Genomic DNA, 23,759 nt, shown 5'->3' with positions numbered 1-23,759 from the left:
ACCTCTGTCAGCCACCCTGCGGGTACCCGGCCTCGCTGCGCGTAGTCTGGGAGAAAGTCACTTCCGTTCGCCCATACGTGAGGTATACGTGTCACCGCGCCACAACCGCCCCAGGGGCGGCGAGACTCCGGAAGAACGCCCCCACACCGGCCTCGACCGCTTCGGGCTGGAGCGCACGGAGGAGTACCAGGGCGAGGAGTGGAAGGTCCGGCACGTCGCGGGCGCGAGCGCGGCGGGCAAGCGCTACCGCTGCCCGGGCTGCGACCAGGAGATCCCCTCGGGCACCCCGCATCTGGTGGCCTGGCCGGAGTACGGCGGCGTGGACGACCGCCGGCACTGGCACAAGGCGTGCTGGAACGCGAAGGACCGCCGCGCCTCGCGGGTGCAGCGGTCCAGGAACGCTCCCAAGTACTGACTCCCGCGTACGGGATCAGACGTCGCGGCGGCCGACCACCGCATACGAGCCCGCCACCGCGGCTCCCGTCACCAGCACGAGCAGCAGCACCTGCGCCGCGCTGCCGGGCGAGTTCCCGGTGTCGGCGTTCGGCAGGCCGAACAGCCTCATGAGGGCGACCGGGGCGTTGTAGCGGAGCACGGTGCTGCCGATCGGGGCCAAGGTCTCCCACATGCTGAGCATCGCGCCTATCACCGGCGGCAGCGTGACCAGCCCCAGCATCACGGCGATCGCCCCGGCGGAGTGCCGCAGCATCGCCCCGACCGCGAGGCCCAGGACCCCGAGCAGGGTGACGTAGAGGCAGCCGGCCAGCGCGTGGGCCCACTCGGAGGCGCCGTGCGGCCCGGCGGCCGAGCCGCCCCGCAGGATCGCGGAGGCCAGTCCCACGACCGCCACCGAACCGAAAATGGTGAGGAAGGCGACGGTGGCGAACACCAGGTACTTCGCGGTCAGCACCCGCGCCCGGTCGGGGGCGGCGGTCAGGGTCGTACGGATCATCCCGGTGCCGTACTCGGAGGTGATCGTCAGGACGCCGAGCACCATCACGGGGATCTGGCCCACCAGCAGCCCGAACAGCGCGGGCGCGGTGAGCGGCACCTGCTGGTAGTCGCTGGAGCGCGTCTCGGAGACGGCGAGCAGCCCGATGCCGACGACGAGCAGCACCAGCGAGCCGAGCGTCCACACGGTCGAGCGCACCGAGATCAGCTTCGTCCACTCGGAGGCCACGGCGTGCCCGAGGTGCGGCCGGGGCGTCTCCAGCGGCGAGCTGTAGCTCTTCGGCCGGTCCGCGGTGCTCGTGGGGCTCGCGGGCGTCGTGGGGCGGCCGGTCATCGGGTGTCCTCGCGGGTGTCCTTGGGGGTGTGCTGGGGGTTGCTCTGGGCGGTCCCGGCGAGCTGGCCGGGGTCGGCGGGCATCAGGAAGGGCTGCCCGCCCGTCCCCGGCGGCGGGGGAGCGAAGAAGGCGCCCCGCGGCACCTCCGGCGCCCGGAGCTCGTCCTCCCAGGCGGGGACGGTGAGCGGCTCCGGCTCCCACAGCTCGGCGCGCGGGTCCTCGGTGGAGGTGTACTCCACGTCGGCCTGGGTCATCCGCATGTAGGCCTCCTCCAGCGAGGCCCGGTGCGGGGACAGCTCCCACAGCCGTACGCCCGCCTCGTGGGCGAGGTCGGAGATCCGCGGCAGCTCCAGGCTCGTCACGCGCAGTGCCCCGTCGGGCTCCTGGAGCACCTGGCCGCCGGCCTTGGTCAGGGCTTCACCCAGTGCATCCCGGCCACCGTGATCATTGTCGGCCGCGCGCACCCGCGCGAATCCGGCCGAGTTGTGCGCGATGAATTCCTGGGTGCCCATGTCGGCCAGCAGCCGCCCGCGGCCGATCACGATGAGGTGGTCGGCGGTCAGCGCCATCTCGCTCATCAGGTGTGAGGAGACGAACACCGTGCGGCCCTCGGCGGCGAGCCGGCGCATGAGGGTGCGGACCCAGAGGATGCCCTCGGGGTCGAGCCCGTTGACCGGCTCGTCGAACAGCAGCACCTGGGGGTCGCCGAGGAGCGCGGCGGCGATGCCGAGCCGCTGGCCCATGCCGAGGGAGAAGCCCTTCGTACGCTGCCGGGAGACGTCCTGGAGGCCGACGACGGCCAGTACCTCGTCCACGCGCTTCTCGGGGATGCCGGAGAGCTGGGCGAGGCAGAGCAGGTGCCTGCGGGCCCGGCGGCCGCCGTGCACGGCCTTGGCGTCGAGCAGGGCCCCGACGTGCCGCTGGGCGTTCGGCAGCTGCCGGAAGGGCAGGCCGTTGATCGTCACGCTGCCCGACGTGGGCCGGTCCAGGCCGAGGATCATGCGCATGGTGGTGGACTTCCCGGAGCCGTTCGGCCCCAGGAATCCCGTCACGTGACCCGGCCTGACCTGGAAGGACAGCTGGTCGACGGCGGTCTTGGCGCCGTAGCGCTTGGTCAGGCCGACAGCCTCGATCATTGCTCTGCCTCTGCTCTGCCCCTTGCCAGGACCGGACGGCTTTCGTCCGCGTAAGGGTTAAGAGGATATCGAGTCGCCTACGGTTCCACCCCGGGCCGGATCCCTGAGCTGTCCCTGACTCCGACCCGGGGATGACCCGTAGTACCTGCGGCGTCCGTCGCGGGACGGACGCCGCTCGCCCGTAGGGATCAGGCGTCGCGCTTCTTCAGCACCAGGTAGCCCCCGAGTACGGCGGCCAGCACCCACAGGGCCATGATTCCGAAGCCGCCCCACGGTCCGTAGGGGGCCTCGCCGCTGTCCATCGCGCCCGGGACCACCTGCATGATCTTGGAACCGGCCTGGTCAGGGAAGTACTGGGCGACCTTGCGGGTGGCGCTGACCGCCCCGAGGATCGTCGAGACCAGGAAGAAGAACGGCATCAGGATGCCGAGCGACAGCATCGAGCTGCGCAGGATCGTCGCCACGCCCATCGAGAACAGGGCGATCATGGCCATGTAGAGGCCCGCGCCGATCACGGCGCGCAGCACGTTCGGCGCGTCGATGCCGATGCTGCGGTCGCCCAGGATGGCCTGTCCCAGGAAGAAGGACAGGAAGCTGGTGACGAGGCCCACGACCAGTGCGAGGCCGGTGGCCACGATGAGCTTGCCGGCCAGGAAGTTCGCCCGGCGCGGCACGGCGGCCAGCGAGGTGCGGATCATGCCCGAGCTGTATTCGGTGCCGACCACCAGCACACCGAAGACGATCATGGCGAGCTGGCCGAGGGTCATGCCCGCGAAGCTGGCCAGGGTCGGGTCGAAGGTGACCTGCTGCTCCTGCGGCATGTCGTTGAAGGTGGCGTTGAAGACGGCGCATAGGCCGGCGCTCACGCCGACGGTGACCACCAGCGCTGCGACCAGGGTCCAGGTGGTGGAGGCAACGGTGCGGATCTTGGTCCACTCGGACCGGAGGACGGCGGGGAAGGAGGACATGGTCACTGCCCGCCCTTGCGCGTCGCCTCGTACCCGGCGCCCCACGCGGGGGCGTCGACGGCGGGGCCGGGCCCCGGAGGCAGCCCCGGCTCTCCCGGTGCGTGGGCGTGGTACTCGACGGAGTCCGCCGTCATGCGCATGAACGCTTCCTCCAGTGAAGCCCGTTGCGGGCTGAGTTCGTGCAGCACGATCTGGTGCTGGGCGGCCAGTTCGCCGAGCCGCTCCGGGGTCACCCCGTCGATCTCCAGCACGCCGGTGGCCGGGACGCTGATGGCGTCGATCCCGGCTTCGTGCAGGACGTCCTTGAGCCGCTCCTGCTGCGGCGAACGCAGCCGGACGTAGCTGCGCGAGTTCTCGTGAATGAAATCAGCCATCGACATGTCGGCCAGAAGCTTTCCCTGGCCGATGACGATCAAATGGTCCGCGGTCAGCGCCATTTCGCTCATCAGATGGGACGAGACGAAGATCGTCCGCCCCTCGGACGCCAACCCCTTCATAAGATTTCTGATCCAGAGAATTCCCTCCGGGTCCAGACCATTGACCGGCTCGTCGAACATGAGGATCTCCGGGTCGCCCAGCAGGGCGGAGGCGATTCCCAGCCGCTGGCCCATGCCCAGCGAAAATCCTTTCGACTTCTTCTTCGCCACCGGCGTCAGCCCGACAAGATCCAGTACCTCCGCGACCCGGCGCTCCGGGATGCGGTTCGACTGGGCAAGGCAGAGAAGGTTGTTGTAAGCGGTGCGGCCGCCGTTCATGGCTTTCGCGTCCAGCAGTGCCCCGATGTGCTTCAGCGGCTCCGGCAGGTCCCGGTAGTGCTTCCCGTCGATCCGGACCGTACCGCTGGTCGGGTTGTCGAGGTCGAGCATCATGCGCATGGTCGTGGACTTCCCGGCCCCGTTGGGGCCGAGGAAGCCGGTCACCACCCCCGGTCTGACCTGGAAGCTGAGGTGGTCCACGGCGGTCTTCGCGCCGAATCGTTTCGTAAGGCCCTCAAGCTCGATCATGCCGCTCACGCTAGAACGCCCGAGGGCCCCACGCCACCTCAAACAGGTGACACAGGGCCCTCGGGCAGGACGTTCGTCCACGAGCCGGTAGACGGTGGCCGTCCGACCGGTCGACCGCCGGTGAACTGCCGTACGTACCAGCGCGCGTACTAGCGGCTCTGCTGCGCCGGAACGCCGCGGGTGACCGGCTCGTCGTCGACGATCGGGTTGGCGGCCGCGACGGCCGCACCGGTCAGCGTCGCCAGCATCTCGCGGACGTTGGTGAGCTGGGCGTTGATCGAGTCGCGGCGGTTGGTGAGCGCCGCCAGCTCGCGCTCGGACTCGCTGCGGATACGGTCCGCCTTCGCGTTGGCGTCGGCGACGATGTCCTCGGCCTGGCGCTGCGCGGTCTCGACGGTCTGGCGGGCGCGGCGCTCGGCGTCCGTACGGAGCTTCTCGGCCTCCAGGCGCAGCTGCTCGGCGCGGTGCTCGATCTCCGCGAGGCGCTTCTCGGCCTTGGCCTGACGCGAGGCCAGGTCGCGCTCGGACTGCTCGCGGCGCTTGGCCAGGTTGGTCTCGAAGTCCGCGGCGGCCTGGGCGGCCTTGGCGCGGGTCTCCTCGAACAGGGCGTCGGCCTCCTCGCGCTTGGAGGCGGCGTCCTTCTGGGCCTCGGTGCGCAGGGTGGAGGCGTCGCCCTTGGCCTTCTCGACGATGCGGACGCCCTCGTCCTCCGCCTTCGACTTGCGGTCGGCGGCGAACGACTCGGCGTCGTTGCGCACCTGCTGGGCAGCCGACTCGGCGAGCTCCCGGTGCTGCTCGGCCGCGCGACGGGCCTCCTCGCGCAGGTCCTTCGCCTCCTCCTCGGCCAGGCGCAGGATCTTCTCGACCCGGGCGCCGAGGCCGGCGTACGACGGCTCGGCGTCGCTCACCTGGGCCTGGGCGTTCTGCGTCTCGAGGTGCAGCTCCTCGATCCGCTTTTCCAGAGAGTTGATACGTCCAAGGGCGCTGTCGCGGTCGGAGACCAGCTTGGTAATGCGGTCGTCCACCTGACCGCGGTCGTAACCACGCCGCACGAGCTCGAAGCCGAAGGGGGAGGAAGTGTCGCTCATGGGGTTCCTGTCGAATGAGACCGATGAGGTGCTACGTGAGGTGTTAGGGGAATCCTAGGCGCCCGAGCGGCGTGTCATCGAGTCAATCCACGTTTGATCTGGACAATGACACCCCTTTTGAGTGGCAAGGCGGCAGAATGATTGTCACCCGTTCGCCTGAACCTTCATCAGGAACACACATCCTGATCGATTGCTAGCCCTCCGACGCCTTGCCACCCGAACGAGTGGAACCGGCTGCGGCTCCGGCCTTCACGCCCCCCGCGCCCTGACCGCCGACCGCCGGCTTTCCGCCGCCCGAAGGCGCCTCGAATGATTCCAACGCCTCAAGAACGTCCTGGACACGGGAGATCTCCGCCTGAATGTCCTCGCGCCTGCGCACCAGGACCTCCAGCTCACGGCGCCCCTCGTCGACCAGCCGCTCCGCCTCCGCCTGCGCCTCCGCGAGGGCCTTCTCGGCCACCCGCGTCAGCTCGGCCTTCTTCTGCTCGGCCTCCTTGAGCAGCGCCTCCGCCTTGCGCACCGCCGCGATCCGGACCTTGCTCGCCTCGCTGCTCGCGTCCGACACCAGCGCCTTGGCCTTCGCCTCGGCCTCGACGCTCTGCTCGGTCGCCGCCCGCACCAGCTTGTCCACGCGCTCGCCGGCCGACTTCATCTGCTCGGCGGACTCCCGGCGGGCCCGCTCGTGCAGCTCCTCGACCTCACCCTCGACGCGGGAACGCAGCTCCTCCGCCCGCCCCCTTATGGCGGCCGCGTCCCTACGGGCGCCGACCAGCAGCTCGTCCGCGTCCGTACGGGCCTTCTCCACCAGGGAGTTGCCCTCGACCGTCGCCTCGGACGAGATCCGCGCGGCCTCCTTGCGGGCCGCGTCGACCATCGCGTCGGCCTGCTCCTCGGCCGCCGTCGTCGCGGCCAGGGCCTGCGCCTGCGCGTCGCTGGTGAGGTTGTCCGCCTCGGACGCCGCCTCGGTGATGAGCCGGTCGACCTGCTCCGCGGCCTCGCTGCGCCGCTTGTTGGCGGCTTCGCGGGCCTCGTCCAGCAGCCGCTCGGACTCCGCGCGGGCCTCCGTACGCGTGCGCTCCGCCTCCGCCGCCGCCTCGGCCTTGACGCGCTCGGCCTCCGACCGGGTACGGGTCGCGTGCTCCTGCGCCGAGGCCAGGGCCTCCGAGGCCTCCGCACGCAGACGCTCGGCCTCGGCCTGCGCCTCGCCGACCGTGCGCTCGTTGTCCCTGCGGGTCTGCTCGGTGAGCTTGTCCGCCTCGGACGCCGCCTCCGTGATGAGCCGGTCCGCCTGCTCGGCGGCCTCGCCGCGCAGCCGGCCCGCCTCCGCGCGCGCGTCGTCGAGCGTCTGCTCCGACTCCCGCTCGGCGCTCGCCAGGGTCTCGTTCGCCGCGACCGTGACCCGGTCGGCCTCCGCGGTGGCCTCGCCGATGATCCGGCCGCCCTCCGCGCGGGCGTCGTCCAGGGTCCGCGCCGCCTCGGCGCGCAGCCGCTCGGCCTCGGCCGCGGCCTCGCCGACCGTGGCCTCGTTGGCCGCACGCGTCTCGTCGACCAGCCGGTCGCCCTCGTTGCGGGCGTCGACCAGGACCCGCGCCGCGTCCCGCTCGGCCGCGGCCAGCATGTCGGACGCCTGCCGGGTGAGCCGCTCGGCCTTCGCCGTCGCCTCCCCGACCGTGGCCTCGTTCGCGGCGCGCGTCTCCGAGGTGAGCTTGTCGGCCTCGGACGCGGCCTCGTTGATGAGCCGGTCCGCCTGCTCGGCGGCCTCCGTACGCAGCCGGTTGGCCTCGGAACGGGCCTCGTCCAGGGTGCCCGCCGCCTCGGTGCGGGTGGCGTCGGCGGCCAGGGCCGCCTCGGTGGTGAGCCGTTCGGCCTCCGCCGCGGCCTCGCCGACCGTCACGGCGTTCGCCGCCTCGGTCTCGTTGGTCAGCCGCTTGGCCTCCGCCGTCGCCTCCGCGACGATCCGGCCGCCCTCGGCACGCGAGGCCTCCAGGGCCTCCGCAGCCTCGCCGCGGATCCGGTTCGCGTCGTCCCGGGCATCGGCCCGGGTACGGGCCGCGTCGCGCTCGGCCGCGGCCAGCGCGTCCGTCGCCTCCGTACGCACCCGCTGCGCGTACTCGGCGGTGTCGCCGCGCAGCTGCTCCGCCTCGGCGATCGCGTCGCCGACCGTACGCTCGGCCAGCGCCTTCGCCGCGTCCGTCTCCGCCCGCGCCTCGGTACGGATCCGGTTGGCGTCCTCGGTGGCCCGCTCGCGCTCGTCGTATGCGTCCGCGCGAACCCGCGCGGCCTCCTCCTCGGCCTCCGTCTTCGTACGCTCCGCCGCGTGCTCGGCGGCGCTGCGCAGCCCGGTGATCTCCTCCTCGGCCTCCTCGCGCAGACCGGCCACGGAGTCCCGCACCTGCTGGGCGGTGGCCTCCGCCGCCGACACCAGCTCCGCGGCGCGCCGCTCCGCCTCCTCGGTCAGGCGGGCCGCCTCGGCCTGCGCCTCCTCGGAGCGCTTGCGGGCCGAGGCCAGCAGCTCCTCGCTCTGCTCGCGGGCCTGCGCCCGCTCGCTGTCCGCGTCCGTACGGGCCGACGCGAGGGTCCCCTCGGCCTCCCGGCGGCGCCGGGCGGCCTCCTCCTGCGCGGCGGCCAGCGCCTCGGCGGCCTCCGCGGCGACCCGCTCGGCGGCGGCCTTCGCCTCCGCGCGCAGCCGGTCCGCGGTCTCCTGCGCCTCCGAGCGCACCCGCTCCGCCTCGGACTCCGCCTCGCTGCGCAGCCGTACGGCGACCTGCTCGGCCTCCGCACGGGTGCGCCCGGCGTCCTCCGCCGCGTCCGTGCGCAGCTGGTCGGCCTCCGCCTCCGACTGCGCCTGGAGGCTGCGGATCCGCTCCGCCGACTCGGCGCGCAGCCGGTCGGCCTCCTCGGCGGTCTCCCGGCGGATGTTCTCCGCCGCCCCGTGGGCGTCGCGCAGCGTCTGCTCGGCCGTGCCCAGCCGGCTCTCGGCCTCCGCCTGCAGGCGTACGAGTTCCTCCTCGGCCTCCGCCCGCTTCGCCGCGAGGGCCTGCTCGGTCTCCTCGCGCCGCGCCCGGGCCGCCGTGTCTGCCTCGGCCCGTACGGACTCCGCCTGCTCCTCGGCCTCGCCGCGCAGCCGCTCCGCCTCGGCGCGGGTCCGCTCCAGCGTCTCCTCGGCCTGCTTGCGCAGCGTGGTGGCCCGCTCGACGGCTTCGGCGCGGACCCGCTCGCTCTCGGCGCTCGCTCCGCCGCGCAGCTCGTCCGCGTCCGACTTGGCCTTGCCCAGCAGCTCCTCGGCGGTCCGGGCCGCCTCCTCGATCTGCTGGACGGCCTCGCGGCGCGCCTCGCCGCGGATCCGCTCGCCCTCGGCGACGGCCTCCGCGCGCAGCTGCTCGGCCTCGCCGCGCAGCCGCCGGGCCTCCTCCTGGAGTTCGACGGTCCGGGCCCGGTACTCCTCGGTGTCGTCCTTCGCCGCGCCCTTGAGCTCGGCGGCCGTGGTCGCCGCCTGGGCGCGCAGCCGCTCCGCCTCGGACTCGGCCTCGCGGCGGATCCGCTCGGCCTCCTCGGAGGCGGCGCGGGTGGTGGCCCGTGCGTCCTCCGAGGCCCTGTTCAGTACGTCCTCGGCGGTGCGGGCCGCCTTCGCCAGCTGGGCGGCCGTGTCCTCGGCCGCCGCCGCGCGGGCCTGCTCCGCGGCCTCCGCGCGCAGTCGCTCGACTCCGGCGCGGGCGTCGGCGAGGGTCTGCTCGGCCTCGGTCCTGAGGACCTCGGCCTCCTTGGTGGCCTCGCCGACCAGCCGGGCCACCTGCTCCTTGGCCGTGCGGGTGCGCTGCTCGTTCACCGACTCCGCCGAGGCGAGCTGGCGGGCGGAGCTCTCCTTGGCGTCCGCGAGGAGCTTCTCGGCCTCGGCGCGCGCGGTGCGCAGGGCGCCGTCGGCCTCCTGGACCCGCTGCTCGGCCACCCGGCCGAGGTCGAGGGTCTGCTGGCGGGTCTGCTCGGCCTCGGCGGTGGTGCTGCTGCGCAGCCGCTCCGCGTGCTCGGTGGCCTCCTGGGCCTGCCCGGAGGCGGCGGTCAGCAGCCGCTCGGCCTCCTTGCGCGCACGCAGCAGGGTCGCCTCGGTCTCCGTACGGGCGGCCTCGGCGTCGGCGGCCAGCCGGCGGCGGGTCTCCTCGGTGACGCGGGCGGCCTCGGCGCGGGCGGCGTTCAGGGACTGCTCGGCCTCGGCGCGGGACTCGTCCATGAGCCGGCGGGCCTGGGACTCCGTACGGGCGCGCAGCTGCTCGGCCCAGGCCACGTTCTCGTTGACGTGCGCCTCGACGGTCTGGCGGCGCTCGTTGAGCTCCTGGTCCAGGCGCTGGCGGCGGTTGACGGCCTCGGCGTGGAGCTCGGCCTGCAGGCGCGCCTGGTGCTCGGCGTGCTCCTGGAGGATGCGCTGGGTCTGCGCCCGGGCGTCGCGCAGTTCGCGCTCGGCGTCCGAGCGCATCTGGTCGGCCTGGATCTGGGCGTTGCGGAGCAGCTGCTCCGCCTGGTAGCCCATGTCCGCACTGTCGTAGGCGGGGCGGGACGCCAGATTGCGGCGTACCTCGTGGAGCTTGGCGCGCAGCACCTCGACCTGATAACCGAGGTCTTCGGCGTGCTGGACGGCCTTCCCGCGCTCCTTCTTCAGCCGCTCCATCTCGGCTTCGAAGCGCGAGAGATGGTCGGCTTCAGCCTGATGGCTCTCCTGGCTTTCGTAGCCCCGCACAGCGCGGTCCCATCCGTCCCCTGGTCGCAAGCTCTCTCCCAATTGAGCATCGCTCGCCCGCTGAACGACGCCCCCGGGGGAATGGTGTCAGATACCGGGGCAGGGGTTCGGGCCCCGACCCCGTCTCCGCACCGAACCCCGGCCGAGCCATGGCCACTCTACCGGCCGGGGAATCGGGCCATCAGTGGTCCGTCAGTGGTCGGGGTTCGAGGTGACCAGTTCGGTGAGGACTCCGTGGCAGTCCTTGGGGTGCAGGAAGGTGATCGAGGAGCCCATCGAGCCCGTGCGGGGCTGGTCGTAGAGGACCCGGACGCCCTTGCCGCGGATGGCCTCGGAGTCGCCCAGGACGTCCTCGGTGCCGAAGGCGATGTGGTGCACGCCCTCGCCGTTCTTGGCCAGCCACTTGCCCACCGCGGAGTCCTCGCGGGTGGGTTCGAGGAGCTGGAGGTAGGAGGCGCCGCCGTCGGAGGTCTCGTTGATCTTGAGCATGGCCTCGCGGACGCCCTGCTCCTCGTTGACCTCGGTGTGGAACACCTCGAAGCCGTACGTGGCACGGTAGAACTCGACAGTCTTGTCCAGGTCGAAGCAGGCGATCCCGATGTGGTCGATTCTTGTCAGCATGGGACCAGTGCACCGCTGCGGAGGGCCGTCACGCAACGTGCCAGCGATCACACCGACTGCCCGGTGACGGCGCGGGTACCGCTCAGTACATTCATGTAAACCCTCGTTCACCCTCATCTTCAAGGGGCTGTGCTCCATGTCCGGAACGAACAACACCACGTCAGTGATCGTCGCCGGGGCCCGCACCCCCATGGGGCGGCTGCTCGGCTCGCTGAAGTCCTTCTCGGGCGCCGACCTCGGCGGGTTCGCCATCAAGTCCGCGCTGGAGCGGGCCGGCATCGCCGGTGACCAGGTGCAATACGTGATCATGGGCCAGGTGCTGCAGGCCGGCGCGGGGCAGATCCCCGCCCGCCAGGCAGCGGTCAAGGGCGGCATCCCCATGAACGTCCCGGCGCTCACGATCAACAAGGTGTGCCTCTCCGGCCTCGACGCGATCGCTCTGGCCGACCAGCTCATCCGTGCGGGCGAGTTCGACATCGTGGTCGCGGGCGGCCAGGAGTCCATGACCAACGCCCCGCACCTGCTGCCGAAGTCTCGAGAGGGCTTCAAGTACGGCGCGATCGAGATGCTGGACGCGATGGCCTACGACGGCCTCACCGACGCCTTCGAGCACATCGCGATGGGCGAGTCCACCGAGAAGCACAACACCCGCCTGGGCATCGAGCGCGCTCCGCAGGACGAGTTCGCCGCAGCCTCGCACCAGCGGGCCGCCGCCGCGCAGAAGAACGGCGTCTTCGAGGCCGAGATCACCCCGGTCGAGATCCCGCAGCGCAAGGGAGAGCCGGTCGTCTTCTCCCAGGACGAGGGCATCCGCCCGGAGACCACGGCCGAATCCCTCGGCAAGCTGCGCCCGGCCTTCGCGAAGGACGGCACGATCACGGCCGGCACCTCCTCGCAGATCTCCGACGGCGCCGCCGCCGTCGTCGTGATGAGCAAGGCGAAGGCCGAGGAGCTGGGTCTGGAGTGGATCGCCGAGATCGGCGCCCACGGAAACGTGGCCGGTCCCGACAACTCGCTGCAGTCGCAGCCGTCGAACGCGATCCTGCACGCCCTCAAGAAGGAGGGCCTGCAGGTCTCCGACCTGGACCTCATCGAGATCAACGAGGCCTTCGCGGCGGTCGCCGTGCAGTCAATGAAGGACCTCGGCGTGACCCCGGAAAGGGTGAACGTCAACGGTGGCGCCATTGCCCTGGGCCACCCGATCGGCATGTCCGGCGCCCGCGTGGTGCTGCACCTGGCCCTGGAGCTGGCGCGCCGGGGCGGCGGGACCGGCGCGGCCGCGCTGTGCGGCGGCGGCGGCCAGGGCGACGCCCTGATCGTCCGGGTCCCGAAGAAGTAGCCCTTCCCCTACCCGATCCGAGGAGCGCAGCACGTATGACGGTGGACGTCCCCCAGCTGGTGGCCCAGGCGCGTGAGGGCAGGCCGAGAGCGGTGGCCCGGCTGATCTCGCTGGTCGAGGGGGCGTCCCCGCAGCTGCGCGAGGTGATGGCGGCCCTGGCCCCGCTGACGGGCGGGGCTTACGTGGTGGGCCTGACCGGCTCCCCGGGCGTGGGCAAGTCCACGTCCACCTCGGCGCTGGTCTCCGCGTACCGCAAGGCCGGCAAGCGGGTCGGCGTCCTCGCCGTCGACCCGTCCTCGCCGTTCTCCGGCGGTGCGCTGCTGGGCGACCGGGTCCGGATGTCGGACCACGCCTCCGACCCGGGGGTCTACATCCGCTCCATGGCCACCCGCGGCCACCTGGGCGGCCTGGCCTGGGCCGCCCCGCAGGCGATCCGGGTGCTGGACGCGGCCGGCTGCGAGGTGATCCTGGTCGAGACGGTCGGGGTCGGGCAGTCGGAGGTGGAGATCGCCTCGCAGGCCGACACCTCGGTGGTGCTGCTGGCCCCCGGGATGGGCGACGGGATCCAGGCCGCGAAGGCGGGAATCCTGGAGATCGGCGACGTGTACGTGGTCAACAAGGCGGACCGGGACGGCGCCGACGCCACCGCCCGGGAGCTGAACCACATGCTGGGCCTCGGGGAGTCCCGGGGCGCGGGCGACTGGCGGCCGCCGATCGTCAAGACGGTCGCGGCGCGGGGCACGGGCATCGACGAGCTGGTCGAGGCCCTGGAGAAGCACCGGGCGTGGATGGACGAGCGCGGGGTGCTGGCCGAGCGGCGTACGGCACGGGCCGCGCGCGAGGTGGAGACCATCGCGGTGACGACCCTGCGGGCCCGGATGGCGGACGTGCGCGGGGACGCGCACCTCGACGCCCTCGCGGCCCGGGTCGCGGCCGGCGAGCTGGACCCGTACGCGGCCGCGGACACCCTGCTGGCGACGCTGACGGAGGCCTGAGCGGCCGTACGGCGTACGCACGCGAGAGCCGCGGCCCGTTCTTCCGGGGCGCGGCTCTCGTACGTCTGCGGACGGACCGGTCAGGCGTTGGGACGCTTGCCGTGGTTCGCCTTCTTCTTCTTGCGTGCTCGCTTCTTGTTGCCGCGCTTGGCCATGACGCCACTCCCTCGAAGATCGGGGTAATCCGGGCGTTCGCCAGTCTAGGGGCGCCCGATCCGGTCCGCATGGGAACCCGCGGACCGGCTCGTGTCAGTTGTTGCCGTCGTCGTTGCCGTCGCCGTCCGAGTCCGATCCGGACACCGTCGCCTTGCCCGACGTGGCGTCGACGTGGACGTTGGTGGTCTTGTCGCCGGACTTGACCTCGACGTTCCAGTAGCGGGAGCCGTTGTCGTCATCGTCGTCCCACTCCACGGACGAGACCTGGCCGGAATGGGCGGCGACGGCCGCCTTCATCGCCTGCTGGGCGGTGACCTTCGCGGCGACCACCGCCTTGTTCCCGCCGTCGTCGCTGTTGTCGTCCGCGTTCTCGGTGAACACCTTGCCGCTGCGGGTGTCGACCGTCAGTTCCGCGTGCTTGCCGTTCTTGGCGATGACGTCGACGTGCCAGACGGCGCCGTCCTTGTCGAGGGACTCCACGACACCGGGGTACTTCTTCAGCGCCGCGGCGACCGCCGCCGCGGCGTCCACGTCGGCGCGGGCCGGGGCGGCCGCGGGGGTGGTTCTCGCCGCGTCGGCCGTGTGTGCGGCGGCGGCCACCGCCGGGCCCCCGGCCAGCAGGACCACGGCCGCGGCCGTGGAAACGTACGCCTTGTGCTTGCAGTGCATGGCTGACCTCCTCTGGCCGGCCATGCGCTTACGGTTGCTCGGCGGGCGGCCGGCGAGCGAGCGTTACCCCTCATTCTCCGGGCCGCCGCCCCGGACGGCACTCCGGAGAAGGGCGCCGTCCGGCCGGTGTCAGACCTTGCCGCGCTGGTCCCGCAGGTGCGTCGCGACCGGCTCCAGCGAGGCGCGCAGCGCCGCCAGGGCCTCCGGCGGCAGCAGGTCGATGAAGTGTCGGCGGACGGACGCCACGTGGTGCGGGGCGACCTTCCGCATGAGCTCCATGCCCTCGTCGGTCAGGACGGCGTACAGTCCCCGGCGGTCGGACTCGCAGTTCACCCGGACGACCAGGCCCGCCGTCTCCATGCGGGTGATCTGGTGGGACAACCGGCTCTTGGACTGGAGCGTCGACGTCGCGAGATCGCTCATCCGCATCCGGTGGCCCTCCGACTCCGAGAGGTTCACGAGGATCTCGTAGTCGTTGTTGGTGAGTCCAAAAGGCTGGAGATCCTTTTCCAGCTGGTGCATCAGCAGCCTGCTGACGTCCAGATGGGTGCGCCAGGTGCACTGCTCGGCCTCGGTCAGCCAGCGTGTGGCCGTCTCGGTCTCCATGGTCTCCATGAATGAACTCTACCTAAGAAGTTGAATTACGTACAAAAAAGGGGCAACAAAGATCAAGTCGAGGGTCACAGGCCGAGGCGCCGCTGGATGTCACCCAGCTGTCCCGGCATGCGCGGCACGCCCAGCTGCCCCAGCGGGCCCTGCTGCCCGTGCCCGCCGCCGTACCCGGCCCCGGGCACGCCCGCCGACTCCGCGCCGGCGCCGACGGCCCCGATCGCCTGCTCCGCCATCAGCATCTCCGAAGACTGCAGCAGCACCGTCCCCGCCCCGACGAACTCGAACTGGTGCTCCTCGCCGGAGCTGCCGCCGATGCCCGTCAGCGAGCGCAGCCCGCCGATGACGCCCGACATGTAGCCGTGGTCGTAGTGGTGGCAGGGGGACGGGCAGTCCGCCCATCCCACCAGCGCCTGCGGGTCCACGCGCATCGGCGGCTCCATGAACACCACCGGCCCGTTGGACGCCGCCACGAACTTCCCCGTTCCGATCAGGGTCAGGAACCCCGGCACGATCGACTGCTTCAGGGCGAGCGAGGGCTGGTAGGCCAGCAGGTTGCCCGACCTGATCGTCAGGTTCCCATTGTCCAGGTCGTACGAGTTCACGTCGAACGCCCGGTCGGCCAGCAGCATCTTCCCCGAGCCCTCGGCCACCACCCAGTCGGCGGCGTGCATCGGCGAGTGGAAGCTGGTGCGCAGCAGCCGGTCGAAGCGGCCGTTGCCGACGCCGTTGAACTCCATGCGCCCGTAATAGGCGATCATCTTGCCCTTCTGCAGGAACCACTGGCTCCCCTTGAGCTCCACGCAGAAGGTGTACGCGTTCACGTTGTCGTCGGAGGGCAGGGTGTGCGGGTCGAAGACCGTCGGGCCTCCCGGCCCGCCGACGACCGGACCAAAGTTCACAGCTTCTCCTCCGAGGCCTGTACGTACACCGCTCCCTGGCCCGACAGCTCCAGCTGGAACGCCTCGCCCGAGCCGCGCCCCACCATGTCCCGCCAGCCGAGCGCGGTGGAGAGCTTGTTCCTGACGTCCCCGTGGTGGGCCACGTACGCCTGCGGGTCGACGTGGATCGGACGGTTCGGGGTGATGGGCAGCTCGATGACCCCGCCGTGGGCCATCACGGCGACCGAGCCGTGCCCCTTGAGGGTGGTGGTGAACAGGCCCTGGCCGGTCACCTGACCGCGGACCATGCCCATGACACCCCCCTGCGAGCCCATGAACATCGTGCCCTGCTGGAGCGTGCCGTCGAAGGCGAGCAGCCGGTCGGCCTCGACGTACAGGGTCTCGCCGGTCAGGCCGATCACCTGGATGTGGTGGCCGCCGTGGCCGAACATCACGGTGCCGCTGCCCTCGACCGTCATCAGCGGGGTCTGCTCGTTCGCCACGCGGCGCCCGATCATGCCCATCACCCCGCCCTGACCGCCGGTCAGGCTCGGGGTGAAGGAGACGTCGCCGCGGTACGCGAGCATCGCGCCGCGCTGGCTGAACATCCGCTGCCCCGGGATCACCTGGGCCTCGACCATCTTCGAGTTGATCTCGCGGAACGGCATCAGATGTCGCCCCCGATGGTGTTGCGCTCGCTGGGCTGCACGTAGACCAGGCCCTCGCCCTCGAAGCGGATCTGGAACGCCTCGCCCGAGCCCTCGCCGATCAGGGTGCGGAAGTTGATCCCCGACTGGAAGGACTGCTGGAGGTTCCCGGTGTGCGCGATGTACGCCCCCGGGTCGACGGAGAGCGGGTACTGGCCGCTGACGCGCAGCACCACCGCCGGGCCGTCGGACATGATCGCCGCCTGCCCGGAGCCCTCGACGGTGGTGGTGAACAGGCCGTTGCCCGTCGCCCCGCCGCGCAGGCCGGTGAAGGTGGTGCCGGTGCGCAGGCCGGCGTCGGTGCACAGGAGGTTGCTGGACTCCACGTACAGCTTCTCGCCGCGCAGGTTGACCAGATTGATTTCGCTCGCGCGGTCGGCGAAGAAGCAGGTGCCGTGCCCCTGCACTTCCATCACGGTCATCTGTTCACCCGTCAGCCGACGGGTCACCATGCCGCGCAGACCTTCGCCGCCGCCGGTCATCTTCTTGAAGGCCATCTGACCGTCGTACGCGACCATGGAGCCGTTCTTCGCTTTCACGGCATCCCCGGTCAGGTCGACGGCGAGCACCTTGCTGCCTTGGAGTCGGAACTGAGCCACGGGATGACGTTATCGGCAGCGGGCGAAGGCGAACAGGGCCCGGTGGCCGATATCCGGCGACTGCGGCATCTCGCACACCTCGGGCGGCGGCCCCGCCTCAAGATCGGGCAGGGCGGCTGAGACACTGGAACGGACCCCCGGCCACCACCCCGAAGGTTCATCGTGGACATCAAGACCGCTTCCGCCCTGCACCGGCTGCGCCTCATCTCCGTACCGGAGGCGCTGTCGTTCCCGGCCCTGCTGATCTTCGGATCGGTGCTGAGCCGGATCTCCGAAATCGACTACCTGATGATGCCGCTCGGCATCCTGCACGGGATCCTGTTCGTCATCTACGCGGTCTTCCTGCTGGACGTGTGGAACAAGGCGAAGTGGCCGGTCAAGAAGGTCGCCCTGTTCTTCCTGCTGGCGCTGCTGCCCTTCGGCGGCCTCTACGGCGACAAGCTCCTCAAGCGCGAGGAGGCCGACAGCGTCATGGCGGCCCGCGCCCGGCGCGAGGCGGCGAACGCAGCGTGATCGTCGCGTTCTCGGTGACCCCGCTGGGGGTCGGTGAAGAGGTCGGCGAGTACGTGGCCGACGCGGTGCGCGTCGTACGGGAGTCGGGTCTGCCGAACCGTACGGACGCCATGTTCACCTCGATCGAGGGAGAGTCGTGGGACGAGGTGATGGACGTGGTCAAGCGCGCGGTGGCGGCCGTGGAGGAGCGGGCGCCGCGGGTGTCGCTGATCCTCAAGGCCGACATCCGCCCCGGGGTGGTCGACGGGCTGACGTCCAAGGTGGAGACGGTGGAGCGCCACCTGGCCTAGTGCGGCCCCTCGTTCCCGCCACCCGGACGGCCCTGTCCGCAGGCGGGTGTGCGGAACCCCTCGTTCGGCCGAGCCCCGTTCGACACGCTCAGGGTTTGTCACCTTTTGTGGTGATATCAAACCCTGGGCGTCGAGCACTGGAGGGGCCGTGCGGCCGGAAGGCTTCGACTACGAGACCCACAGCCGCCTCGCCGGCCCGTTCGCGGAGCCGGACCGCACTGCCACCGCCACCGCCACCGCCTCCGGCACCCCCACCGCCTACCGGGTGGGCTACCGCTCCCTGTTGTCGCGCGAGCAGCTGCGCACCCGAATACGCGCCGTCCTCCTCATGGCCCTGGCCCCCGTCGCCGCGGCCGGGCTGCTGCTCTACCTCGTCTGGCCCACGCACCGGACCGTCCGCGAGGGCGGTGAGCGCTGGCTGATCCGCCTCGACGCCGTGATGCTCGGCTCCATCGCGCTGATCATGCTGTTCATGCTGGTCAACGTCCTGTCGGTGGCCCACGCGACGATGGTCGCCCGCGACCCGGTACCGGTGCCGCCCCAACCCGGCACCAAGGTCGCCTTCCTGACCACGTACGTCCCCGGCAAAGAGCCGCTCGCCATGGTGCGCAGCACCCTCCTGGGGGCGGTCGCCCTGCGGCACGACGGCCCGCTCGACGTATGGCTGCTGGACGAGGGGGACGACCCCGAGGTCCGGGCCCTGTGCGCGGAGATCGGCGTACGGCACTTCACCCGCAAGGGCATCGCCGGATGGAACACCCGCAAGGGCCCCCACCGGGCGCGGACCAAGCACGGCAACTACAACGCCTGGCTGGTCGCGCACGGCGACGACTACGAGTTCCTCGCCTCCGTCGACACCGACCACGTCCCGCTGTCGAACTTCCTGGAGCGGATGCTCGGCTACTTCCGCGACCCGGACATCGCCTTCGTCGTCGGTCCGCAGGTGTACGGCAACTACACCGGCGCCGTCACCAAGGCCGCCGAATCCCAGCAGTACCTCTTCCACGCGCTGATCCAGCGCGCCGGCAACCGCTACGGCGCCCCCATGTTCGTCGGCACCAACAACGCCGTACGGATCAGCGCCCTCAAGCAGGTGGGCGGGCTCTACGACTCCCTCACCGAGGACATGGCCACCGGCTTCGAGCTGCACCGCCGGCGCAATCCGGCCACCGGGCGGTTCTGGCGCTCCGTCTACACCCCCGACGTGCTCGCCGTCGGCGAGGGCCCGGCTTCGTGGACCGACTTCTTCACCCAGCAGCTGCGCTGGTCCCGGGGGACGTACGAGACCCTCTTCCGGCAGTACTGGAAAGGCTTCTTCCGGATGCCCCCGGGGCGGACGCTCAACTACACCCTGATGCTCCTCTACTACCCGATGACCGCCGCCAACTGGCTCCTCGGCATCCTCAGCTGCGTCCTGTTCCTGTGGTTCGGCGCATCCGGCACCCAGGTCTCCTCCGAGGTGTGGCTCATGCTCTACACCGACGCCGCCGCCCTCCAGGTGGGCCTCTACCTGTGGAACCGCCGGCACAACATCTCCCCCCACGAGCCCGAGGGCTCCGGCGGCCTGGCCGGCATGGCGATGTCCGCGATCTGCGCGCCCGTCTACCTCGCGTCGCTCGCCTCGGCCCTGCTGCGCACCCGGGGCGGCTTCGTCGTCACCCCCAAGGGCGGCGACGCCAGCCCCGACCGGCTCCCGACCTTCCGGATCCACCTCGGCTGGGCCGCCGTCCTGGCCCTCTCCCTCGTGGCCTCGGTCCGCCTGGGCCACACGCACGCCGCGATGCGCACCTGGGCGGTGCTCGCCCTGCTCATCGCCCTCGCGCCGGTGGCCGTGTGGGCCCGGACCCTGCTGCGCGAGCGCCGGGCCGCAGCCGCCGCCCGGGCCCGGGCCGCCGGATCGCTGGACCTCGGCCACGGCCACGGCCACGGCCACGGCCACGGCCACGGGCCGGGCGAGGAGCCGGAGCCGGCTTTCGCCGCGCCGACGGGAGGGAACTGACCCATGGCGTACCGGCCGTCGAAACAGTTCAAGAACACCGTGCTGGGCACCGGGGCCCTGGTGGTGCTGGCCGCGCTCAACGCGCCCGCCGCGCTCTCCTTCGCACAGGAGCGCTACCACTCGTACAAGGTCGGGCAGTCCAGCTACAAGATCCAGTACGGCTCGTGGGGGCAGGTCCGCCTCCCCGAGGAGTACCGGATCGACGCGATGCACGCGGCCCTGCTGCACACGGGCAAGGTGCTGCTGATCGCCGGCTCCGGCAACAACCAGAAGAAGTTCGACAAGGGCACCTTCGACACCGTCCTGTGGGACCCGAAGGACGACAGCTTCAAGAAGATCCCGACACCGGAGGACTTCTTCTGCTCGGGCCACAGCCAACTGCCGAACGGCCGGCTGCTGGTGGCGGGCGGCACCGCCCGGTACGAGGTCCTCGACGGCAAGGTCACCCGCGCGGGCGGCGGCATGCGGGTCAAGAACGAGAGCCCCGACAAGGTGGTCCGGCTGAGGAAGGGCGCCCGGTTCCGGTCCCCGTCCGGGGTCGAGTACGTGTCGAGGTTCGACGTCACCGTGCCGAAGGCCAAGCGAGAGTTCGAGATCACGTACGGGCGCAAGGGGCACCTGAAGCCCTGGCAGAGCAAGGTGGTGGCCTCGGAGGCGCGGGTCTTCGTCGAGGCCGTCAAGGCCGGCGCCGAGGGGCTGACGACCGAGGCCGCGCAGTACCGGATCCTCGGCCTCAAGGGGAAGGACGCCGACAACGTCTACGGGCTCGCGGAGCGGCTGAGCGTCGAGAAGCAGGACTTCCAGGGGATCAAGTCGGCGTACGAGTTCGACCCGAGGGCCGAGAAGTACGTCCCCGTCGACCCGATGAAGGACGCCCGCTGGTACCCGACCCTGGTGGCGCTCCAGGACGGGCGGGTCCTCGCGGTCTCCGGGCTCAACGACGTGGGGGACGTGGTCCCCGGCGACAACGAGTTCTACGACGCGAAGACGAAGCAGTGGACCCGGGGCCCCTTCCGCTACTTCCCGACCTACCCCGCGCTCTTCCTCGTACAGGGCGGCAAACTGCTCTACACCGGCTCCAACGCGGGCTACGGCCCGGCGGACAAGGGGCGCGAGCCCGGCGTGTGGGACCTGAAGACCAACAAGTTCACACAGGTGCCGGGGCTGGCGGACCCCGACCAGCTGGAGACCTCGTCCTCGGTGCTGCTGCCGCCGGCCCAGGACCAGCGGGTGATGGTGCTGGGCGGTGGCGGGGTCGGCGAGTCGAAGCTGTCGTCCAGCCGGACGGCGATCGTGGACCTCAAGGAGGACAACCCGGTCTTCCGCTCCTCGGCGCGGCTGCCGCAGGGCACCCGGTACCTGAGCAGCGTGCTCCTGCCGGACGACTCCGTGTTCACCACCGGCGGCTCCCGCGACTACCGCGGCCGGGGCGCCAGCGACGTCCACAAGGCGCAGTTCTACTACCCGCGCACCGACTCCTTCGTGGCCGCCGCCGATCCGGAGGTGGGCCGCAACTACCACTCCGAGGCGCTGCTGCTGCCCGACGGGCGGATCGCGACCTTCGGCTCCGACCCGCTCTTCGCGGACAAGGACAACACCCGGCTCGGCAGGTTCGAGCACCGGCTGGAGGTGTACTCGCCGCCCTACCTGTACCGGGACCCGGCGCTGCGGCCGGTCCTGGGGGCCGGGCCGGCCGAGGTCGGCCGGGACGGGCGGGCCACCTTCACGTCGCCGCACCCGGAGCGGATCCGGCGGGCCCGGCTGATGCGGCCGAGCGCGGTCACGCACACCACGGACGTGGAGCAGCGCTCGATCGAGCTCGGGCTGGCGCGGGCGGCCGGGGCGGTGACGGTCGACGTGCCGAAGGATCCGACGCTGGTGCCGCCGGGCTGGTACATGCTGTTCGTGACGGATGCGGACGGGACGCCCTCGGAGGCGAGGTGGCTCCAGGTACGGGAGCCGAAGGCGCGGCCGGAGCCGGTGGACGCGCCGGACGAGTAGCCCCTCGCGGGGCCTACTCCTTGGCGCGGGCGGCCAGGCCGAGCGCGTAGTCAGGCCACCACCGGCCGGCCGCCGGGCCGCCGCGGCAGGGCCCGTCGGACTCGCCGGGCCGCTTGATCCAGAGGTACGCGTCGACGAGCGGGTCGCCCGTCCTGTCGGTCGGCGCGATCCCGAGGGCGCGCCCGGGCGGGTTGCACCAGGCCTCGTGGCCGCCGCCGGTGAGCGGGCCCTCGCCGTTGCGGCTGGTGTCGATGACGAAGTGCTTGCCGTGGGCGGCCGCGGAGATGCGGGCGCCGTACTCCCGGCCGGCCGCGTCGGGCTGGAAGTTGGAGACGTTGAGGGAGAAGCCGTCGGCCTGGTCGAGCCCGGCCTTGTAGAGGGGTTCGACGAGGTTCATCGGGTCCGGGATCCAGGCCGGATTGCCGGCGTCCAGGTAGACCTTCGTGTTCCGGTTCCTCTTCAGCCGGATGACGGCCTCGGACAGGAGCCGCAAGCGCTCCTCGTGGTGGGCCGCCTGGGTGCAGCCGTCCACGATGTGCGGGACGGCGTCCGGCTCCAGGACCACGACCGCCCTGGCGTCGCCGATGGCGTCGGCGAAGGCTCCGATCCAGTTGCGGTACGCGGTGGCGCCCGTCGCCCCGCCCGCCGAGTGCTGGCCGCAGTCGCGGTAGGGGATGTTGTACGCGGTGAGCAGCAGGATCCGGCCCGCCGCCTTGGCGCCCTCCGCGGCCCGGCGGATCGCGGGACCGGGGTCGTCGCCCGGTCCCCACAGGGCCATGGGCCGTTCCGAGATCCGGCGCAGCAACTGGGCGTCGCCGTTGCGGCCCTGCGCCTCCCAGGCGGCGACCTGCCGGGCCGCGTCGCTCTCCGGGTCCACCCAGTACGGGGATCCGGCGGGCGCGGCCTGCGCCGCGGCCTCGGGCGGCGCCTCCGCGGGCGCCTGCGCAGGGGCGGACTCCTCGCTCCCGCAGCCGGGGGCCGCGGCGATCAGCAGCGCGAGGCCGAGCGCGGCGGCGAGGGCTCTGGGGCGGGGTCGGCCTGGCATCCGGGTTCCTCGAAGGGTCGACGCACGCAATCACGACCGGCATATCGTGACATGACGGTCGGTGACCCCCGCCCCACGACACCGCGCCTGCCTACGTCCGGGGCGCACCGCCCGTCGTCAGGGCGATGGCGAGCGGGGTGCGCTCGTACAGGATCCGGTGGCCGTGCCGGGCCGAGATCAGCAGCCCCGCGCCGTGCAGGGCCTTCAGGTGCGCCGAGACCGTGGCCGGGGCGAGGCCGAGCCGGTGGGCCAGCGCCGTCGTGGAGGCCGGCTCGTCGAGGGCGCACAGGACGTCGGCCCGGCCGCGGCCCAGCAGCCGTGCCAGTGCCCGAGGGGTCGGCCCCGCCGACGCCGTCCACAGTGCGCCGATGCCCCGCGCCGGGTACACCAGCGTCGGCTGCCAGGGCGGGTCGTACCCGCCGACCACCTCCGGCCACACGAACGCGCTCGGCATGAGGAGCAGGCCCTGCCCGTCCAGGGAGCGGTCGTGGTGGGTCGGGCGGTCGATGGTGAGCGTCCCGTCCGACCACCGCAGGTCCGGGTGGAGGCCGTCGAACAGCGCCTCCAGCCCGCCCGCCGCCAGCCGCCGCGAGTGGAACAGGATGTCGGCCTCCAGCAGGGCCCGCAGCCGCGGCCAGTGCGGGGCGACCAGCGCGGCCCAGGCCTGCTCGTAGAGGTCGGCCAGCTCCCGTACGGCGCGGGCCGGGTCGGCGAGCATCCGCCGCCCGAGGTCGCTCTCGGCGGCGCCCGGGGTGCAGACGAGGGCGCGCCGCAGGTCCTCCCGTACGGCCCGCGGATCGGCGGCCGCGGACCGGACCCGCGCCAGCTCCTCCTCGAAGGTGACGGAGGGTCCGGCCGGCGGCGGGCTCAGGAAGTCCGGGTTGTGGCCGGCCCGCGGCATCAGCAGCCACAGGGGCCGCAGGTCCAGCCCGTCGGCGGCCGCCCGGACCTGCCGGAGCCAGGGCAGGTGGTACGCCTGCCGCCCCGGCCGGAGCAGGGTCCGCACCGCCTCCTGCGTCTCCCAGCGAGGCGAAACGGAGAACCGGCACCGCAGCAGGTCCCCGGCCCCGAACCGGAAGTGGAACGCCATGTCTCTCCTTCCGGGCCCCGGGCGGTGTGATTCGG

Annotated in this window: 22 protein-coding genes; 7 read left to right on the top strand and 15 right to left on the bottom strand. The window is 71.9% G+C overall.

Annotated features, from left to right (window positions below; genetic code table 11):
* Positions 1-88 precede the first annotated feature (88 nt).
* Positions 89-415, top strand: a complete 327-nt coding sequence (locus tag ACIQU4_RS01570; protein ID WP_403724423.1) for an ATP/GTP-binding protein — start codon at positions 89-91, stop codon at positions 413-415.
* 15 nt (positions 416-430) lie between these two features.
* On the opposite strand, the gene ACIQU4_RS01565 is transcribed toward ACIQU4_RS01570, so the two are convergent.
* The 7 genes from ACIQU4_RS01565 to mce all read right to left on the bottom strand — a co-directional run bounded on the left by ACIQU4_RS01565 (position 431) and on the right by mce (position 10,831).
* Positions 431-1,285: an ABC transporter permease gene (locus ACIQU4_RS01565; RefSeq protein ID WP_403724420.1), complete on the bottom strand. Its 855-nt coding sequence runs from the start codon at positions 1,283-1,285 to the stop codon at positions 431-433.
* A complete protein-coding gene (locus tag ACIQU4_RS01560) occupies positions 1,282-2,421 on the bottom strand; it encodes an ABC transporter ATP-binding protein (protein ID WP_403724417.1) in 1,140 nt (379 codons plus the stop codon). The genes ACIQU4_RS01565 and ACIQU4_RS01560 overlap by 4 nt, the downstream gene beginning before the upstream one ends.
* A gap of 188 nt (positions 2,422-2,609) precedes the next feature.
* On the bottom strand, positions 2,610-3,389 hold the full coding sequence (locus ACIQU4_RS01555; RefSeq protein WP_403725915.1) for an ABC transporter permease subunit: 780 nt from the start codon (positions 3,387-3,389) through the stop codon (positions 2,610-2,612).
* Positions 3,390-3,391: 2 nt separating this feature from the next.
* Positions 3,392-4,393, bottom strand: coding sequence for an ABC transporter ATP-binding protein (locus tag ACIQU4_RS01550; RefSeq protein ID WP_403725913.1), 1,002 nt, complete (start codon positions 4,391-4,393; stop codon positions 3,392-3,394).
* 149 nt (positions 4,394-4,542) lie between these two features.
* Positions 4,543-5,481 (bottom strand): cellulose-binding protein, encoded by a 939-nt coding sequence (locus ACIQU4_RS01545; RefSeq protein WP_266997073.1) that lies wholly within the window; start codon positions 5,479-5,481, stop codon positions 4,543-4,545.
* Between the two features lie 193 nt (positions 5,482-5,674).
* Positions 5,675-10,210 carry a polarized growth protein Scy gene (scy, locus tag ACIQU4_RS01540; RefSeq protein ID WP_403724414.1) on the bottom strand — a complete coding sequence of 1,512 codons (4,536 nt, stop codon included), beginning with the start codon at positions 10,208-10,210 and terminating at the stop codon, positions 5,675-5,677.
* A gap of 192 nt (positions 10,211-10,402) precedes the next feature.
* Complete coding sequence (mce, locus tag ACIQU4_RS01535; protein WP_048476381.1) at positions 10,403-10,831, bottom strand: methylmalonyl-CoA epimerase; 429 nt, start codon at positions 10,829-10,831, stop codon at positions 10,403-10,405.
* A gap of 136 nt (positions 10,832-10,967) precedes the next feature.
* Here mce and ACIQU4_RS01530 point away from each other — a divergent pair, with 136 nt between their 5' ends.
* Positions 10,968-12,170 (top strand): acetyl-CoA C-acetyltransferase, encoded by a 1,203-nt coding sequence (locus ACIQU4_RS01530; protein ID WP_403724410.1) that lies wholly within the window; start codon positions 10,968-10,970, stop codon positions 12,168-12,170.
* A gap of 35 nt (positions 12,171-12,205) precedes the next feature.
* Positions 12,206-13,165: a methylmalonyl Co-A mutase-associated GTPase MeaB gene (gene meaB, locus ACIQU4_RS01525; protein WP_403724407.1), complete on the top strand. Its 960-nt coding sequence runs from the start codon at positions 12,206-12,208 to the stop codon at positions 13,163-13,165.
* Positions 13,166-13,245: 80 nt separating this feature from the next.
* Here the strand turns inward: meaB and ACIQU4_RS01520 are convergent, their stop codons facing one another.
* The 6 genes from ACIQU4_RS01520 to ACIQU4_RS01495 form a co-directional block, all read right to left on the bottom strand.
* Entirely contained in the window at positions 13,246-13,320 is a 75-nt protein-coding gene (locus ACIQU4_RS01520; protein WP_099895366.1) for a 50S ribosomal protein bL37, read from the bottom strand.
* A 94-nt stretch (positions 13,321-13,414) separates the two neighbouring features.
* Positions 13,415-13,990: a PepSY domain-containing protein gene (locus ACIQU4_RS01515; protein WP_403724404.1), complete on the bottom strand. Its 576-nt coding sequence runs from the start codon at positions 13,988-13,990 to the stop codon at positions 13,415-13,417.
* Positions 13,991-14,119: 129 nt separating this feature from the next.
* Positions 14,120-14,596 (bottom strand): MarR family winged helix-turn-helix transcriptional regulator, encoded by a 477-nt coding sequence (locus ACIQU4_RS01510; protein ID WP_403725910.1) that lies wholly within the window; start codon positions 14,594-14,596, stop codon positions 14,120-14,122.
* 74 nt (positions 14,597-14,670) lie between these two features.
* Entirely contained in the window at positions 14,671-15,501 is an 831-nt protein-coding gene (locus ACIQU4_RS01505) for an AIM24 family protein (protein WP_403724401.1), read from the bottom strand.
* Positions 15,498-16,148, bottom strand: a complete 651-nt coding sequence (locus ACIQU4_RS01500; RefSeq protein WP_403724398.1) for an AIM24 family protein — start codon at positions 16,146-16,148, stop codon at positions 15,498-15,500. The genes ACIQU4_RS01505 and ACIQU4_RS01500 overlap by 4 nt, the downstream gene beginning before the upstream one ends.
* Positions 16,148-16,786 carry an AIM24 family protein gene (locus ACIQU4_RS01495; protein ID WP_078621847.1) on the bottom strand — a complete coding sequence of 213 codons (639 nt, stop codon included), beginning with the start codon at positions 16,784-16,786 and terminating at the stop codon, positions 16,148-16,150. Before ACIQU4_RS01495 ends, ACIQU4_RS01500 begins: the two co-directional genes overlap by 1 nt.
* A gap of 162 nt (positions 16,787-16,948) precedes the next feature.
* On the opposite strand from ACIQU4_RS01495, the gene ACIQU4_RS01490 reads away from it, so the two are divergent.
* The 4 genes from ACIQU4_RS01490 (at position 16,949) to ACIQU4_RS01475 (ending at position 21,589) form a co-directional block, all read left to right on the top strand.
* Positions 16,949-17,299 carry a DUF3817 domain-containing protein gene (locus ACIQU4_RS01490; RefSeq protein ID WP_403724395.1) on the top strand — a complete coding sequence of 117 codons (351 nt, stop codon included), beginning with the start codon at positions 16,949-16,951 and terminating at the stop codon, positions 17,297-17,299.
* Positions 17,296-17,589: an MTH1187 family thiamine-binding protein gene (locus ACIQU4_RS01485; RefSeq protein ID WP_403724391.1), complete on the top strand. Its 294-nt coding sequence runs from the start codon at positions 17,296-17,298 to the stop codon at positions 17,587-17,589. Before ACIQU4_RS01490 ends, ACIQU4_RS01485 begins: the two co-directional genes overlap by 4 nt.
* 148 nt (positions 17,590-17,737) lie before the next feature.
* Positions 17,738-19,588 carry a glycosyltransferase family 2 protein gene (locus ACIQU4_RS01480; RefSeq protein ID WP_403724388.1) on the top strand — a complete coding sequence of 617 codons (1,851 nt, stop codon included), beginning with the start codon at positions 17,738-17,740 and terminating at the stop codon, positions 19,586-19,588.
* 3 nt (positions 19,589-19,591) lie between these two features.
* Positions 19,592-21,589 carry a galactose oxidase-like domain-containing protein gene (locus tag ACIQU4_RS01475; RefSeq protein WP_403724385.1) on the top strand — a complete coding sequence of 666 codons (1,998 nt, stop codon included), beginning with the start codon at positions 19,592-19,594 and terminating at the stop codon, positions 21,587-21,589.
* A 13-nt stretch (positions 21,590-21,602) separates the two neighbouring features.
* On the opposite strand, the gene ACIQU4_RS01470 is transcribed toward ACIQU4_RS01475, so the two are convergent.
* Both ACIQU4_RS01470 and ACIQU4_RS01465 read right to left on the bottom strand, forming a co-directional pair.
* The gene (locus ACIQU4_RS01470) at positions 21,603-22,634 is read right to left on the bottom strand and encodes a glycoside hydrolase family 6 protein (protein WP_403724382.1); all 1,032 of its coding nucleotides are present in this window, start codon (positions 22,632-22,634) and stop codon (positions 21,603-21,605) included.
* A 91-nt stretch (positions 22,635-22,725) separates the two neighbouring features.
* Complete coding sequence (locus ACIQU4_RS01465; protein WP_403724380.1) at positions 22,726-23,724, bottom strand: DUF5937 family protein; 999 nt, start codon at positions 23,722-23,724, stop codon at positions 22,726-22,728.
* Positions 23,725-23,759 lie beyond the last annotated feature (35 nt).

It is taken from the genome of Streptomyces sp. NPDC090741 (genome assembly GCF_044769045.1).
Lineage (GTDB): Bacteria > Actinomycetota > Actinomycetes > Streptomycetales > Streptomycetaceae > Streptomyces.
The sequence above is the reverse complement of the archived record's forward strand: the minus strand, read 5'-3'. Positions and strand labels throughout refer to the sequence as shown.

Coding starts and splice junctions, on each gene's coding strand:
- ACIQU4_RS01565 (WP_403724420.1), bottom strand. CDS start 1,285: ATGACCGGCCGCCCCACGACGCCCGCGAGCCCCACGAGCACCGCGGAC.
- ACIQU4_RS01560 (WP_403724417.1), bottom strand. CDS start 2,421: ATGATCGAGGCTGTCGGCCTGACCAAGCGCTACGGCGCCAAGACCGCC.
- ACIQU4_RS01555 (WP_403725915.1), bottom strand. CDS start 3,389: ATGTCCTCCTTCCCCGCCGTCCTCCGGTCCGAGTGGACCAAGATCCGC.
- ACIQU4_RS01550 (WP_403725913.1), bottom strand. CDS start 4,393: ATGATCGAGCTTGAGGGCCTTACGAAACGATTCGGCGCGAAGACCGCC.
- ACIQU4_RS01545 (WP_266997073.1), bottom strand. CDS start 5,481: ATGAGCGACACTTCCTCCCCCTTCGGCTTCGAGCTCGTGCGGCGTGGT.
- mce (WP_048476381.1), bottom strand. CDS start 10,831: ATGCTGACAAGAATCGACCACATCGGGATCGCCTGCTTCGACCTGGAC.
- ACIQU4_RS01530 (WP_403724410.1), top strand. CDS start 10,968: ATGTCCGGAACGAACAACACCACGTCAGTGATCGTCGCCGGGGCCCGC.
- meaB (WP_403724407.1), top strand. CDS start 12,206: ATGACGGTGGACGTCCCCCAGCTGGTGGCCCAGGCGCGTGAGGGCAGG.
- ACIQU4_RS01515 (WP_403724404.1), bottom strand. CDS start 13,990: ATGCACTGCAAGCACAAGGCGTACGTTTCCACGGCCGCGGCCGTGGTC.
- ACIQU4_RS01510 (WP_403725910.1), bottom strand. CDS start 14,596: ATGGAGACCGAGACGGCCACACGCTGGCTGACCGAGGCCGAGCAGTGC.
- ACIQU4_RS01500 (WP_403724398.1), bottom strand. CDS start 16,148: ATGCCGTTCCGCGAGATCAACTCGAAGATGGTCGAGGCCCAGGTGATC.
- ACIQU4_RS01475 (WP_403724385.1), top strand. CDS start 19,592: ATGGCGTACCGGCCGTCGAAACAGTTCAAGAACACCGTGCTGGGCACC.
- ACIQU4_RS01470 (WP_403724382.1), bottom strand. CDS start 22,634: ATGCCAGGCCGACCCCGCCCCAGAGCCCTCGCCGCCGCGCTCGGCCTC.
- ACIQU4_RS01465 (WP_403724380.1), bottom strand. CDS start 23,724: ATGGCGTTCCACTTCCGGTTCGGGGCCGGGGACCTGCTGCGGTGCCGG.